The sequence below is a fragment of the Mycobacterium venezuelense genome (assembly GCF_054919535.1).
The window spans coordinates 59,586-74,007 of the sequence record NZ_JBONDW010000010.1; the positions used below are offsets into that span (position 1 = coordinate 59,586).

15 protein-coding genes are annotated in these 14,422 nt (G+C 66.4%); 7 read left to right on the plus strand and 8 right to left on the minus strand.

The features are described from left to right. Positions 1-1,002 (minus strand): Zn-ribbon domain-containing OB-fold protein, encoded by a 1,002-nt coding sequence (locus ACRCUN_RS17855; protein WP_462142965.1) that lies wholly within the window; start codon positions 1,000-1,002, stop codon positions 1-3. A 57-nt stretch (positions 1,003-1,059) separates the two neighbouring features. Between ACRCUN_RS17855 and ACRCUN_RS17860 the strand changes: the two genes are divergently transcribed. Genes ACRCUN_RS17860 through ACRCUN_RS17870 form a run of 3 tightly spaced genes read left to right on the plus strand, consistent with a single transcriptional unit; the run spans position 1,060 to position 4,059 of the window. Next, a complete protein-coding gene (locus ACRCUN_RS17860) occupies positions 1,060-2,091 on the plus strand; it encodes an LLM class F420-dependent oxidoreductase (protein WP_462142966.1) in 1,032 nt (343 codons plus the stop codon). Between the two features lie 43 nt (positions 2,092-2,134). Next, the gene (locus tag ACRCUN_RS17865; protein WP_462142967.1) at positions 2,135-2,851 is read left to right on the plus strand and encodes an acetoacetate decarboxylase family protein; all 717 of its coding nucleotides are present in this window, start codon (positions 2,135-2,137) and stop codon (positions 2,849-2,851) included. Beyond that, a complete protein-coding gene (locus ACRCUN_RS17870) occupies positions 2,848-4,059 on the plus strand; it encodes a cytochrome P450 (RefSeq protein ID WP_462142968.1) in 1,212 nt (403 codons plus the stop codon). Before ACRCUN_RS17865 ends, ACRCUN_RS17870 begins: the two co-directional genes overlap by 4 nt. Positions 4,060-4,569: 510 nt before the next feature. Here ACRCUN_RS17870 and ACRCUN_RS17875 read toward each other — a convergent pair. The 3 genes from ACRCUN_RS17875 to ACRCUN_RS17885 form a co-directional block, all read right to left on the minus strand. Then, positions 4,570-5,223: a nitroreductase gene (locus ACRCUN_RS17875; protein ID WP_462142969.1), complete on the minus strand. Its 654-nt coding sequence runs from the start codon at positions 5,221-5,223 to the stop codon at positions 4,570-4,572. A 42-nt stretch (positions 5,224-5,265) separates the two neighbouring features. Next, positions 5,266-5,838 carry an HD domain-containing protein gene (locus ACRCUN_RS17880; protein WP_462142970.1) on the minus strand — a complete coding sequence of 191 codons (573 nt, stop codon included), beginning with the start codon at positions 5,836-5,838 and terminating at the stop codon, positions 5,266-5,268. A 111-nt stretch (positions 5,839-5,949) separates the two neighbouring features. After that, complete coding sequence (locus ACRCUN_RS17885; RefSeq protein ID WP_462142971.1) at positions 5,950-6,750, minus strand: crotonase/enoyl-CoA hydratase family protein; 801 nt, start codon at positions 6,748-6,750, stop codon at positions 5,950-5,952. A gap of 33 nt (positions 6,751-6,783) precedes the next feature. On the opposite strand from ACRCUN_RS17885, the gene ACRCUN_RS17890 reads away from it, so the two are divergent. Further along, on the plus strand, positions 6,784-8,472 hold the full coding sequence (locus tag ACRCUN_RS17890) for a medium/long-chain-fatty-acid--CoA/3-oxocholest-4-en-26-oate--CoA ligase (RefSeq protein ID WP_462142972.1): 1,689 nt from the start codon (positions 6,784-6,786) through the stop codon (positions 8,470-8,472). Next, on the plus strand, positions 8,472-9,593 hold the full coding sequence (locus ACRCUN_RS17895; RefSeq protein WP_462143137.1) for an NAD(P)H-dependent flavin oxidoreductase: 1,122 nt from the start codon (positions 8,472-8,474) through the stop codon (positions 9,591-9,593). The genes ACRCUN_RS17890 and ACRCUN_RS17895 overlap by 1 nt, the downstream gene beginning before the upstream one ends. Before the next feature lie 3 nt (positions 9,594-9,596). Here the strand turns inward: ACRCUN_RS17895 and ACRCUN_RS17900 are convergent, their stop codons facing one another. Together ACRCUN_RS17900 and ACRCUN_RS17905 are read right to left on the minus strand one after the other, a co-directional pair. After that, the gene (locus ACRCUN_RS17900) at positions 9,597-10,106 is read right to left on the minus strand and encodes a DinB family protein (protein WP_462142973.1); all 510 of its coding nucleotides are present in this window, start codon (positions 10,104-10,106) and stop codon (positions 9,597-9,599) included. Next, on the minus strand, positions 10,103-11,656 hold the full coding sequence (locus ACRCUN_RS17905) for a succinic semialdehyde dehydrogenase (RefSeq protein WP_462142974.1): 1,554 nt from the start codon (positions 11,654-11,656) through the stop codon (positions 10,103-10,105). Before ACRCUN_RS17905 ends, ACRCUN_RS17900 begins: the two co-directional genes overlap by 4 nt. 129 nt (positions 11,657-11,785) lie before the next feature. Here ACRCUN_RS17905 and ACRCUN_RS17910 point away from each other — a divergent pair, with 129 nt between their 5' ends. Further along, positions 11,786-12,181 (plus strand): VOC family protein, encoded by a 396-nt coding sequence (locus tag ACRCUN_RS17910; protein WP_462142975.1) that lies wholly within the window; start codon positions 11,786-11,788, stop codon positions 12,179-12,181. Here the strand turns inward: ACRCUN_RS17910 and ACRCUN_RS17915 are convergent. Beyond that, entirely contained in the window at positions 12,118-12,834 is a 717-nt protein-coding gene (locus tag ACRCUN_RS17915) for a helix-turn-helix domain-containing protein (RefSeq protein WP_462142976.1), read from the minus strand. The two genes, ACRCUN_RS17910 and ACRCUN_RS17915, sit on opposite strands and share 64 nt — an antisense overlap. Before the next feature lie 42 nt (positions 12,835-12,876). Between ACRCUN_RS17915 and ACRCUN_RS17920 the strand changes: the two genes are divergently transcribed. Next, a complete protein-coding gene (locus ACRCUN_RS17920; RefSeq protein ID WP_462142977.1) occupies positions 12,877-13,446 on the plus strand; it encodes a helix-turn-helix domain-containing protein in 570 nt (189 codons plus the stop codon). Here the strand turns inward: ACRCUN_RS17920 and ACRCUN_RS17925 are convergent. Beyond that, the gene (locus ACRCUN_RS17925) at positions 13,417-14,388 is read right to left on the minus strand and encodes an NAD-dependent epimerase/dehydratase family protein (RefSeq protein ID WP_462142978.1); all 972 of its coding nucleotides are present in this window, start codon (positions 14,386-14,388) and stop codon (positions 13,417-13,419) included. The two genes, ACRCUN_RS17920 and ACRCUN_RS17925, sit on opposite strands and share 30 nt — an antisense overlap. Positions 14,389-14,422 lie beyond the last annotated feature (34 nt).

Below are 14,422 nucleotides of genomic sequence, written 5' to 3' on the forward strand. Positions count from 1 at the left end.
TTACAGGTGGTGCTTGTAGCTGTCGTAGTCGGCGTCGGGCTCACCCGTCGGCCGGAAGTGCGAGATATTGTCGATGCCGAGGCCCCATTCCTCCTGGGGCTTCCACACCGCCTCAACGCGCATGCCCATCCGGACCTCGGATGCGTCGATCTCGGTGACCAGATGCAGGAACGGGATGTCGGCACCGTCGAGCAGTACGTACGCCGCGACGTAGGGCGGTTTGATGCGCTGCCCGGCGAACGGGATGTTGATGATGGCGAACGTTGTGACCGTGCCCTTGTCCGGCAGCTCCAGATACTCGGTGAGTTCCTTGCCCGTCGCGGGATCGGCTTCCTTCGGCGGGAAGTAGACCTTGCCCTTCTCGCCGTTCGCGCCCACCGTGCGCGCGCCCAGCAGTTTGCCTTCCTGCAACGCCCGCAGGAACGTGCTCTCGGGAAGCGACGCGGTGTGCTGGATCTCGATGGCCGTCGGAACCACCAGCATCGTCACCGGGTCACGGTCATCGGTGGTGTCCGGCACGGGCTCCGGGGTCTCACCGGGCACGAAGTAGGCGATGTCGGTGATCGCGCCGACGGGCTCGTCCACCCAGTGCGCGTGCACCCGCATGCCGGTGCTCACGGCGCCTTCCGCAGCATCCACCGCATGCAGCAGCGGGGTGTCGGCGCCGTCGAGCTTGATCAGCGCCCAGGCGAACGGGCGGTCCAGCGGCTGGCCCTCGAGCGGCTGCGGCTGCCAGGTCCAGGACAGCACCGTGCCGACACTGGCCACCGGAACGACCTCGGTCAGTGCTTCGTAAGTGACCGGGTCATACTCAGCGGGTGGCACATGCACGCGCCCGTCCGATCCCCGCACGCCGACGATGCGGCGCTCGCGCAGGGCGGTGAAGAACTGACTCAGCAGAGGGCCAACTGAACGGGTGTAGTCAAAAGACAGTTTCAGTGGCGCAGAAAGTGGCGGCTCGCGGCGATCTATCGAGGCCGGGCTGCTTTGGCTGGCTGTCACACATCGAGTAGAACAGGTTCTAAGAATCGTGGCAAGAAGCGGTCGAGAGGACAGCTAATGAAGTTGGGACTGCAGCTCGGATATTGGGGTGCGCAGCCGCCCGCCAACCATGCGGAATTGGTGGCAGCGGCCGAAGCGGCCGGGTTCGACACCGTGTTCACCGCCGAGGCGTGGGGGTCGGACGCGTTCACCCCGTTGGCCTGGTGGGGACGCGAAACGAGCCGGTTGCGGCTCGGCACCTCGGTCGTGCAGCTCTCGGCCCGCACGCCGACCGCGTGCGCGATGGCGTCGCTGACGCTCGACCACCTGTCGGGTGGGCGCCACATCCTGGGCCTCGGCGTCTCGGGCCCTCAGGTTGTCGAGGGCTGGTACGGCCAGAAGTTCCCGAAACCACTTGCCCGCACGCGTGAGTACATCGACATCATCCGCCAGGTGTGGGCGCGCGAAGCGCCGGTGACCAGCGATGGACCGCACTATCCGCTTCCGGTTTCGGGTGAGGGCACGACCGGGCTTGGTAAGGCGCTCAAGCCGATCACGCACCCGCTGCGGTCTGATATTCCCATCATGCTGGGTGCCGAGGGCCCCAAGAACGTCGCGCTCGCGGCCGAGATCTGTGACGGCTGGTTGCCCATCTTCTATACGCCGCGCATGGCCGACACCTACAACTCGTGGCTCGACGAAGGGTTCGCGCGGCCGGGTGCGCGTCGAACACGCGAGAACTTCGAGATCTGTGCGACCGCCAACATCGTCATCACCGAGGACCGCGCGGCCGCGTTCGCCGCGATGAAGCCGTATCTGGCGCTGTACATGGGCGGCATGGGCGCCGAGGACACCAACTTCCACGCCGACGTCTACCGGCGGATGGGCTACGGCGAGGTGGTCGACGAGGTCACCGCGCTGTTCCGGTCGGACCGAAAAGATGAGGCGGCCAAGGTCATCCCGGACGAGGTCGTCGACGACGCGGCGATCGTCGGCGACGTCGACTACGTACGCGAGCAGATCAAGGTGTGGGAGGCCGCGGGCGTCACAACGATGGTCGTCAGCGGGCGCAGCGCCGAACAGATCCAGGAGCTCGCCACGCTCGTGTAGACACTTCTTGCAAAGTGTTTAGAACAGGTTCTAGATTTGGCCTGTGACCCAGCACACCATCGCCGGGCAAGCGGTGACCATGCCGGTGCAGATTCGCACTGCGAACCAGCACATGGCCATGTTCTCCGTGGATGCCGACGCGGCGCAGCGGATGATCGACTACAGCGGTCTGCAAGTGTGCCGCTACCGGCCCGGCAAGGCCGTCGTGATCCTGATGCTCATGCGGTACGTGGACGGTGACCTGGGCCAGTATCTGGAGTACGGCACCAACGTCATGGTGAACCCGCCCGGATCGGATGCGTCCGGGCTACGTGCGCTGCAGTCCGCGGGTGCGTTCATCCATCACCTTCCGGTCGATCAGGCGTTCACGCTGGAGGCGGGCCGCAAGATCTGGGGCTATCCAAAGGTGATGGCGGACTTCACCGTTCGTGACGGACGCCAGTTCGGTTTCGATGTGAGCATCGACGGCAGGCTCGCGGTGGGCATGGAATTCCGGCCCGGCCTGCCGGTGCCGTCGGCGTTCACCGCCAAACCGCAGGTGCACCCGACGTATTCGCATCTTGACGGCGTCACCCGCGAAACTGCCGGGCAGATGCGGCTTTCCGGCGTGCGGTACCGGCTGGGCGGGGTTCGACTGACGCTCGGCGACCACCCGTATGCGCAGGAACTCGCGGCGCTGGGCCTGCCCAAGCGGGCTTTCGTTTCCAGTTCTGCTGCCAATGTGCAGATGACGTTCGGCGACGCCAAGGAGATCGCATGACCCAGGTTCTGCCCGCGACCAAGCCGGACGTCGATCTGGTGAACGGGGTGTTCTACGCCGACGGCGGGGCCCGCGAGGCCTACCGGTGGATGCGGGCCAACGAGCCGGTCTTCCGGGATCGCAACGGGCTTGCGGCGGCGGCGACCTATCAAGCCGTCATCGACGCCGAGCGCAACCCCGAGCTGTTCTCGTCGACCGGCGGCATTCGCCCCGACCAGCCCGGCATGCCGTACATGATCGACATGGACGACCCGCAACATCTGTTGCGCCGCAAGCTCGTCAACGCGGGCTTCACCCGCAAGCGCGTCATGGACAAGGTGCCTTCGATCGGCAGGCTCTGTGACACGTTGATCGACAACGTGTGTGAGCGCGGCGAATGCGACTTCGTCCGTGACATCGCCGCGCCGCTGCCGATGGCCGTGATCGGCGACATGCTCGGTGTGCTGCCGTCCGAACGCGAGATGCTGCTCCAGTGGTCCGATGACCTCGTGTGCGGCCTGTCGTCACACGTCGACGAGCAGACCATCCAGAAGCTCATGGAGACGTTCGCGGCTTACACCGCGTTCACGATGGACGTGATCGCCAAGCGCCGCGCCGAACCGACCGACGACCTGTTCTCGATCCTCGTCAACGCCGAGGTCGAGGGCCAGCGGATGAGCGACGACGAGATCGTGTTCGAGACGCTGCTCATCCTCATCGGAGGCGACGAGACCACCCGGCATACGTTGTCGGGCGGCACCGAACAGCTTCTGCGGCACCGGGATCAGTGGGATGCCCTTGTTGCGGATGAGGAGTTGCTGCCGGGCGCGATCGAGGAGATGCTGCGCTGGACCTCGCCCGTGAAGAACATGTGCCGCACGCTCACGGCGGACACCGTCTTCCACGGCACCGAGTTGAAGGCCGGTGAGAAGATCATGCTGATGTTCGAATCGGCCAACTTCGACGAGGGGGTGTTCGGCGATCCCGACAACTTCCGGATCGATCGGAATCCGAACAGTCACATGGCCTTTGGCTTCGGCTCTCACTTCTGCCTCGGCAACCAGTTGGCCCGCCTTGAGCTCAAGCTCATGACCGAACGTGTGCTGCGGCGCTTGCCCGACCTCCGCCTTGCCGACGACGCCGCGGTTCCGTTGCGCCCGGCGAACTTCGTCAGCGGCCCGGAATCCATGCCGGTGGTCTTCACGCCGACGGCTCGCGTGGGGGATTAGGCGCCGCTACCCGGCAGATGTGTGGGTGTGGTTCTGCCCGCCTGTTAGCGACAATGTCGCGGAAATCGCCTCATGTTGCCCTTTGGGCACTTCGGCCCCACGTCGGCGACATCATCGGTCGCTTGTGTCGCAATTTCTTCTCCTGCAACGTAATTGGTGGTGCCCGCCTATTAGCGACATTGTCGCTGGCGGCTGAATGTGGAGACGGATCGCGAAGCCGCTTGGCCGCGTGAGTAACGAGACGGCGATTTGACACGTCTTTTTCCGCCACTGCGTTACTGGCGCGGCAGTGTCATCTCGCGGTCCCCCCATTGTCACGCCAGAGTGGCTGTGGGCGTCGATTGTCACGCCAGAGTGGCAGTGGGCTTCGATAGCCACGCCAGCGTGACAATCGCGAGCTCACGCCGTTGCGCCTGAGTCGATTTCCGCGACATTGTCGCTCATAGGCGGGCGCACCGACACCTCGGTGATCCTGACGTCGGACCGCGGCCGGCCTCGGTACCTCAACACTCAGTGCTCCAGGAACACCACATTCGCGCTCACCGGGTTTCGTGGCGTGTGAACGGAGTTCCCCGGGAAATCCGGGTCGGCGTAACCGATGCCCACGCCGCACAGGATGCGCAGGTCTTCGCCGATGCCGAGCTGTGAGCGCACCACATCCGGATACCCGGCGATGGAAACCTGGACGCACGTGTCGAGGCCGCGGGCGGTCAGCGCCAACAGCAACGTCTGCAGGAACATCCCGACACCCATGGCGTCGACGTAGTCGAGGTCGCGGTGCATGCACACGATGCCGGCCAGCGGGGCGCGGAAGAACTCCCAGTTGCGCAGGACCACCGTGCGTCGGGCGTCGGCGTCGCCGCGCGCGATGCCGAGTGCGCCGAACAACGCTGCGCCGACCTCGAATCGGTGGTGTTCGTACTGCTCGGGAAGCGGGGGAATCTGAGGGTCAGTGGTTTTGGCCTCGGCCAGCAGAGCCGCGACGAGCCGGTCCCGCGCGGCGCCCGAGGCGAACAGCACCTGCCACGGCTGCACGTTCGAATTGGACGGTGCGCGGATCGCGAGTTCGAGTGCCTCGTGGACGAGTTCGTGCGGGACGGGTTTGTCAGGCAGGAACAGCCGAGTCGAATGTCGCTCGGCGATGGCGTCTTCGAGGTCGTACATGAATCAGCACGGTATCGGCGCTGCGCCGCGCTGCCTACTCATTTACACGAGGTACGGGTCGCTGTGGCCCTGGCCGGCCAACCGACCGCGCACCCGGGCCGACGCCGCGCGGATGTAGTCGTCGCGCGCCGGGTTGGCGAGCGCGCCCGGCGAGGTGGGTCCGTGGCGGGCCAGCTTTTCGCGGAGCCGCTCGGACACCGTGATGAACGAACCGTCCTGCAGTGCGGTGTTGTCGGCAACCGTCAACACGTCAGACGATTCGTCTTCGACGAACTCGAAAACACCCAGCGAGCTGCCGAGGCCACGTACGCGGGCCACGAACCTGCTGCCGGAATGGTGGGCGACCATCGCGCAGATGTCGTCGCGCCAGCCGTGCTCGCGCAGATACAGCGCGCCGTCGAGCGGGTGGAAACCGGTTCGGCCGAGCGCGGGCAGATAGCCGATATCGTGCAGCCATCCCGCGGCGACGAGCGCATCGACCGCGGCAGGCGGTACGGCCGCGCTGAGAGCTTCGCACCGGGCAGCGACGCCTGTGAGGTGGCTGAGGCGATCGGGTTGCTCATGCATGAGACAGGTCGCGAGCTCACGGGCGTTTTCCGCGAGCGTCCCGGACACAAACGCCAACGTACGCGCGGCAATCCGTGGGCGCCGCCCCGTTCAGCAACTTGTCGCGCGACGTTCGGACGTTCGCTGCGGTGTGTTGGTCGTGGCGCAGTCGAGCGTGGCCTACTTCATCTGGAACTTGGGCGCGCGCTTCTCCTTGAACGCCAACGGACCTTCCTTGGCATCCTGGGACAGGAACACCGGAATGCCGTTGGCGGTGTCGGGCTTGAACGCGTCGTTCTCGTGCATGCCCTCGGTCTCGCGGATGGTCTTGAGGATCGCCTGCACGGCAAGCGGTCCGTTGTTGTTGATCACCTCGGCGATCTCCAACGCCTTGTCCAGCGCCGTCCCGTCGGGAACGACGTATCCGATCAGCCCGTACGACAGCGCCTCGGCTGCGGTGATGTGGCGTCCGGTCAGCAGCAGATCGCACGCGATGGTGTAGGGAATCTGGCGCACGAGGCGCACGGCCGACCCACCCATCGGGTACAGGCTCCACTTGGCCTCGGAGATCCCGAACTTCGCGCTCTCGCCCGCGATGCGGATGTCGGTGCCCTGCAGGATCTCGGTGCCGCCCGCGATGGCAGGTCCCTCGACCGCCGCGATGAGCGGCTTGGTGAGACGGCGGCCCTTGAGCAGGCCGTCGATGCGCGACGGGTCGTAGCTGCCGTCCTTGAACGAATCGCCCGGCGGCTTCTTGGTCGCGCCTTTGAGGTCCATGCCCGCGCAGAAGTAGCCGCCGGCCCCGGTGAGGATGCAGGTGCGGATCTCCGGGTCGTTGTCGACGCGGTCCCACGCCGCGACCATGATCGAGAGCATCTCGGTGGAAAGCGCGTTGCGCGCCTCTGGCCGGTTCAGCGTCAGGATCAGAGTGTGTCCACGCTGCTCAATGAGTGCGTCGGGCTCCTTTTTCGCCTCGCTCACAGGTACCTGCCTCCATGCTTTCTAACCCCAGACTTGTCACGAAATGTAACACGTTCTAGTTTAGGTTCCGTGGCTCTGAACATTGCGGATCTTGCCGAGCATGCCATCGACGCGGTGCCCGACCGGGTGGCGCTCATCTCCGGCGACGAACAGCTGACATACGGGCAGTTGGAGGAGAAAGCCAACCGTCTCGCCCATTACCTGATCGAGCAGGGCGTCAACAAGGACGACAAGGTCGGACTGTATTGCCGCAACCGCATCGAGATCGTGATCGCGATGCTGGGCATCGTCAAAGCCGGCGCGATTCTGGTCAACGTCAACTTCCGCTACGTCGAGGGTGAGCTGAAGTACCTGTTCGACAACTCGGACATGGTCGCGCTCGTGCACGAGCGTCGCTATGCCGACCGGGTGGCCAACGTGCTGCCCGAGACCCCGAACGTCAAGACGATCCTGGTGGTCGAAGACGGCAGCGACGATGAGTACGAGCGGTACGGAGGCGTCGAGTTCTACTCCGCCATCGCCGACAGCTCGGCCGAACGTGACTTCGGCCCGCGCAGCGAGGACGACATCTACCTGCTCTACACCGGCGGCACCACCGGGTTCCCGAAAGGCGTGATGTGGCGCCACGAGGACATCTACCGAGTGTTGTTCGGCGGGACCGACTTCGCGACCGGTGAACCCGTTGCCGACGAGTACGGCCTGGCCAAGCAGGCCGCGGCCGGACCGCCGATGATCCGCTACCCGATCCCGCCGATGATCCACGGCGCGACGCAGTCGGCCACCTGGATGGCGCTGTTCTCCGGCGGAACCGTGTTGCTGACACCGGAATTCAATGCAGAAGAGGTCTGGCAGGCCATCCACGACCACAAGGTCAACCTGCTGTTCTTCACCGGTGACGCGATGGCCCGCCCGCTGCTGGACGCGCTGCTGGCCGCGCAGGCCAACGGCACGGAATACGACCTGTCGAGCCTGTTCCTGCTGGCGAGCACGGCCGCGCTGTTCTCGACGAGTCTCAAGGAGAAGTTCCTCGAGCTGCTGCCCAACCGCGTCATCACCGACTCGATCGGTTCGTCGGAGACGGGCTTCGGTGGCACGAGCATCGTCGCCAAGGGTCAGTCGCACACCGGCGGTCCGCGCGTGACCATCGACAAGAACACCGTGGTGCTCGACGAGGACGGCAACGAGGTCAAGCCCGGTTCGGGTGTGCGTGGTGTGATCGCCAAGCGCGGCCACATTCCGGTGGGCTACTTCAAGGACGAGAAGAAGACCGCGGAGACGTTCAAGACCATCAACGGAGTCCGCTACGCGATCCCCGGTGACTACGCCGAGGTCGAGGCCGACGGCAGCGTGACGATGCTCGGCCGTGGCTCGGTGTCGATCAACTCCGGTGGCGAGAAGATCTACCCAGAAGAGGTCGAGGCCGCGCTCAAGGGGCATCCGGATGTGTTCGACGCGCTCGTGGTCGGCGTACCCGATCCGCGGTTCGGTCAGCACGTCGCGGCCGTCGTGCAGGCCAGGGAGGGCACACGCCCGTCGCTGGCCGAACTCGACGCGTTCGTGCGCACCGAGATCGCGGGATACAAAGTGCCGCGCAGCCTTTGGCTGGTCGACGAGGTCAAGCGCTCGCCAGCGGGCAAGCCCGACTATCGGTGGGCCAAAGACACCACCGAGGAGCGCCCCGCCGACGAGGTGCACGCCAACCATGTGGGAGCCAATTCATGATGCGTACTGAACTCTGTGACCGGTTCGGGATCGAATACCCGATCTTCGTGTTCACCCCGTCGGAGAAGGTGGCCGCCGCCGTCAGTAAGGCAGGCGGGCTCGGTGTTCTGGGCTGCGTGCGGTTCAACGACGCCGACGACCTCGAGGACGTTCTGCAGTGGATGGACGCCAACACCGACGGCAAGCCCTACGGCGTCGACGTGGTCATGCCGGCCAAGGTGCCGACCGAGGGCACGGCCGTCGACATCAACAAACTGATACCGCAGAGCCACCGTGACTTCGTCGCCAAAACTCTCGCCGATCTGGGTGTTCCGCCGCTGCCGGAGGACGAGGACCGCAACGAGGGCGTGCTGGGCTGGCTGCATTCGGTGGCCCGCAGCCATGTCGAGGTGGCGCTCAAGCATCCGATCAAGTTGATCGCCAACGCGCTGGGCTCGCCGCCCAACGACGTCATCGAACAGGCGCACGCGGCGGGTGTCCCGGTGGCGGCGCTGGCCGGCAGCGCCAAGCATGCGCTGCGCCACGTCGAGAACGGTGTTGACATCGTCGTCGCGCAGGGGCATGAGGCCGGCGGGCACACGGGCGAGATCGGCTCGATGGTGTTGTGGCCGGAAATCGTTGACGCCCTTGACGGCAAGGCGCCCGTGCTGGCCGCGGGCGGTATCGGCACCGGACGTCAGGTCGCCGCGGCGCTCGCGCTGGGTGCCCAAGGCGTGTGGATGGGGTCGGCGTTCCTGACGTCGGCCGAATACGACCTCGGGCATCGGCTGCCCGGTGGCACCTCCACGATCCAGGAGGCGCTGCTGCGGGCAGGCACCGCCGACACCGTGCGCCGCAAGATCTACACCGGCAAGCCGGCCCGGTTGCTCAAGACCAAGTGGACCGACGCCTGGGATGCCCCGGACGCGCCCGAGCCACTGCCGATGCCACTGCAGAACATCCTCGTCAGCGAGGCGCACCAGCGCATGAACGAGTCGGACAACCCCGACACCGTTTCGATGCCGGTGGGCCAGATCGTGGGCCGCATGAACGAGATCCGGCCGGTCGCCGACATCATCGGCGAGTTGGTGGCCGGCTTCGAGCAGGCCACCAAGCGCCTGGACACCGTTCGCGACAGCTGAGGTTCACACGCCGGTCGCGCCGTCGATGCTTTCGCGGATGAGATCGGCGTGCCCGCAGTGCCGGGCGTATTCGGCGATCATGTGGGTGTAGATCCAGCGCAGGGTCACCTCGGTGCCCATGAACGGGCTGGTGTCATCGAGTGCGCGGCCGGCACAGTTCGCCTTCGACCGCTCGATCTCGGATTGCCATCTGGCGTGCACGGTTTCGAAGGTGACGTCCGTGGCGGGGTCGAAGCCGCCGTCATGGCCTTCTGCTGACCGTGGACCATAGATCGACGGTATGTCCTCGCCGATCAGCACGCGGCGGAACCAGTTCCGCTCGACTTCGGTCTCGTGCTGGACGATGCCCATGAGCGTCAACGAGGACGGCGACACCGACGCCGTGCGTAACTGCTCGTCGGACAAACCCGCACACTTCGCCGCCAGGGTCGCGCGATAGAAGTCGAGCCAACTCTGCAGCGTGGTGCGCTCGTCGCCGGCCAGCGGCGGGGTGCTCCGTTCGACCGTGCTCACCGCCCGGGCAGTTTCTGCACAGCCTGGATCATCGGCGTGAGGGCCTTCTGCCATAAGGTCTGCGATATACCCAGCGGCGGATCGAGATTGAGCACACGGGCCGTGGAAACCGTCTGGGATTCCGTGTATTTGAGGATGCCGTCGGCACCGTGCCTGCGGCCGACGCCGGATGCCTTCATGCCGCCCATCGGAGCCGCCGTGCTGCCGAAGGCGAGCGCGTAACCCTCGTCGACGTTGACGGTGCCGGAACTGATCCGGGTGGCGATCGCCTCACCCTCGGCCTTGCTGGCCGCCCACACGCTGGCGTTGAGGCCGTACTCGGTGTCGTTGGCCTTCTCGATCGCCTCCTCGACCGAATCGACCGGGTAGATCGACACGAGCGGGCCGAAGGTTTCGTTACGCGCGCATTCCATCTCGTCGGTGACGTCCGACAGAACGGTCGGCTCGTAGAACAGCGGCCCGATGTCAGGGCGGGCATTGCCGCCCGCGATCACCTTGGCGCCCTTGACCTTTGCGTCGTCGACATGGCCTGACACGGTCTTGACCTGGTCTTCGGAGATCAGGCTGCCCATGTCGGCGGTGAAGTCGTATGCCGGCGACAGCTTCATGTTGCGGACCTGTTCGCCGAACTTGGCGGTGAATTCGTCGGCGATGTCGCGCTCGACGTAGATGCGCTCGATCGAGATGCACAGCTGGCCTGCGTTCGAGAAGCACGCCCGGGTCGCGGCCTTCGCGGCGACGTCGAGGTTGGCGCCCTTTGCGACGATCATCGGGTTCTTGCCGCCGAGTTCGGCGGAGAAGCCGATCAGCCGCCGGCCGCACTGCTCGGCCAGTGACCGGCCGGTGGCCGTGGAGCCGGTGAACATCAAGTAGTCGCAGTTCTCCACGATTGCGGTGCCGACGACCGAACCCGGGCCGGGCACAACGGCGAACAGGTCGCGGGGCAGGCCTGCCTCGTAGAGCAGTTCGGCATTGGCGAGGGTGCAGTACGGGGTCTGGCTGTCGGGTTTCACGACGACGGCGTTGCCGGCCAGCAGGGCCGGAATCGAGTCCGAGATCGAAAGCGTCATCGGGTAGTTCCACGGCGAGATGACTCCGACCACGCCTTTGGGGTGGTGGTTGACGACGGTCTTGACCACGCCTGGCAGCAGGCCCTGAACACGCTTGGGCGCCAGCAGCTTGGCTGCCTGGCGCGCGTAGTAGCGCGAGTTCAGCATGATGTCGACGAGCTCTTCCTGGGCGGCCGAGCGCGCCTTGCCGGTCTCGGCCTGCGCCACGTCCATCAGGAAGTCACGGTTCTTGGCGACGAGTTCGCGGAACCGCTCGATGATCGCGCAGCGCTCCTTGACCGGTCGCTTGGCCCACGCCGCCTGTGCGGCGCGTGCCTTGGCGAAGGCGGCCGTGACGTCTTCGGCGGTGCCGACCGGGATGGTGGTCAGCTCGCGGCCGGTGAAGACCTCCTCGATCGATCTCACCTGCCGGGATTCGACGTCGTCGATCGCGACGAGCTTGCGGAGCCGGGCGAATTCCGCGGCGGACGGAGCGGGCATGGCTGACCCTCCCTACTGGCGAGTAACTAGCGGTTAGGGTCAACCTACTCGGCAACCGCGGACCGACCAAGGGCAGGCCTGTCCGATCTGTTCACGACGCGGTCCACACTGCGGGCTTAACGTGCGGATATGGATATTCACGTCACGTCGACCGCCATCGAGATCGTTGCCAAGGACTTGGGCCGATCTCTCGCCTTCTACCGTCTGCTCGGCCTGGCGATTCCTGACGAAGAAGGTCCGCACGTCGAGGTCGAACTCCCAGGGGGAGGCAAACTGGCGTTCGATACCGAGGAGACCATCGCCGGACTTCACCCCGGCTGGTCACCGCCCACCGAGCCGGGCCGGGTGGTGATCGGGTTCGAGTTGAATGCGCCTGCCGCGGTCGACGCCCTCTACGACAAGCTGGTGGCCGCGGGCCATCCCGGCGTACTTGCGCCGTTCGACGCCTTCTGGGGCCACCGCTACGCGACTGTCGAGGACCCCGACGGCACGTCGGTCGACCTGTACGCGCCGTTGGCCAGCTGACGTAGCGGAACTCCGGCCAGGGTGCGCACCTCGCGGTGCAGGTGGGGCTGATCGGCATATCCGGCCTGCGCCGCGACATCGGCAACCGGCAGTCCGGAATTGAGCAACCGCACGGCCCGCCGGAACCGCAACACGCGCCGCAGCATTGCGGGCCCGTACCCGTAGACCGCCGTGCAGTGGCGCTGCAGCGTGCGGCTCGACCAGCCGGTCTCCCGTGCGATGTCCGCTACGGCGGCACCGTCGGCGAGCCGGCTCGTCACCTGCCGCAGTGTCGCAAGCGACCACGGCGCGGTCTCGGCGCTGGGTTGGTCGGAGGCGAGACCGGCTGCCAGTTCGTACAGCGAGCGGTCGCGGCGGATCACGCGGAGATCGTGCAGGGCCACGCGGGTGTTCTGGACCTCGGCAGCCGGGACGCCGAGCAGCCGCGGCAACACGCCTGGCCGGAACCGCAAGCCCTGTATGGGATGCGGACTTCCGTCAGCGACGTATGCGGTGGTGTCCGGGCCCGCCACGATGGTGTGGTCGCCGGCGCGGATCAGGTCCATGCAGCCGTCGGGCAGCACACGAGCGGGCTCGACCCGCCCGGTCCGTGTCCAACTGCATTCCACGAGGGCGGCCAGCTCAGGCGGCGGAGACTGCTCGCGGTAGCCCACAGACCCGACGGTACCCGCGCGGGCATGCGGTTGAATCGGGGCATGACCGGGCGTCCACGCGACACGTCGATCGACGAACGGGTGCTGACCGCGACGCGGGAGTTGCTCGTCGAGGTCGGCTGGGACGATCTGAGTGTCCGGTTGGTCGCGGCCCGTGCGGGGGTCGGGCGCTCAAGTTTGAACCGGCGCTGGGCGTCCAAGGCGGAACTGGTGCTGCACGCCATATTCGGCGAAACACCGGATATGTCGCCGTTCGAGGGCACCGATCTCGCCGGCTGGATCGAGTGGGTGGTGCGCGGCAGCCACGAGATGTTCAGCAGGCCCGACCTCAACGAGGCGGTGCCGGGCCTGCTGCTGGCCCTGCGGGAGAACCACGAGCTCCGCACCGCGTTGTGGACCGAGTTCAGCGGTCCCGCGATCAAGCTGTTCGCCGAGCAGGGATACGGCAGTGAAGTGGACGCGCGGGCGGCGATCGCACTGGCGGCCGGGGCGGCGTTGTTCGTCACAAACGTTGCCGTCGACGATGATTCGCCTGCTCTGCAGGACCGCCTCGTGCAACTGCTCTGCGCCGCGCTCGGCGCATCACCGCCCGATCGACTCGAGTATCGCTGACTGCGGTGAGCGCCAGGCGCCGATCCCGAGTTCAGCGCGGGTGTGGCTGTCGTCGGTGGGGGTTGCGGCCGTCAGCAGCATCGCGGCTTCATAGCTGAGGCCGTCGCCGAGTGGCAGCATCCCGCCGATCAGATCCGAGCACCGGCCGACCGCGCGGAACACCTTCGGTGACAGCGGGATCCTCCGGATCCGCCGGCCGGATCCCTGCTGCAGGGTGTCGATCATGTCGTCGAAGCTCACCATGGCCCCGCCGCAGACGTAGCGGCGTGGCCCCCGTCCGGGTTGCATGAGCCTGATATGGACGTCGGCGACGTCGCGCACGTCGATCATCTGCATCCCACCCTGCAGGCGCGGCGCAATGCGCGCGCGCAGGATCGGTGCCCACCCCCGCTCGGTCACGCCGGGCGCCGTCCAGTGGGCCGAGCCCACGACGCTCGACGGGTAGGTCACCACGACGGGGGCGCCTGCGCGTTGCAATCGTCGCGCCACCCGGTCGGCGTACGCCTTTGTCTGCGCGTAAGGGCTCCGGCCCGGCGCGGTCGGGGTGTCGCGCGAGATCACGCCGTCCGGCGGCGGGAACAGTGCGCTGTAACTGCTGACCGAGACGACGGGATCCAACCCGGCCGCCACGGCCCGCGTCAGTACCGACTCGGTTGCGTAAGCGTTGATGTCCCACATCAATTCGGTGCGACGGCGGTCGGTGCCGACCACGCCGGCCGCGTGGATCACCGCATCGCAGCAGGACAGCAGTAGGTCGATGGCCGCGGTATCGCGGATGTCGCCTTCGATCACCGTCATGTCGCCGCCGGTCGCGAGGCGCTCGATCACCGCGTCGTCGACTCCGGGTATGGCGAGCATGCGTACCTCGTGCCCGGCTTCGAGCAGGCCTCGGACGATGTGGGCCCCGACGTAACCGGTCCCGCCGGTCATGGCGATTCGCACAATTCACCTCTCGTCACTGCCTGCTATATTTCGA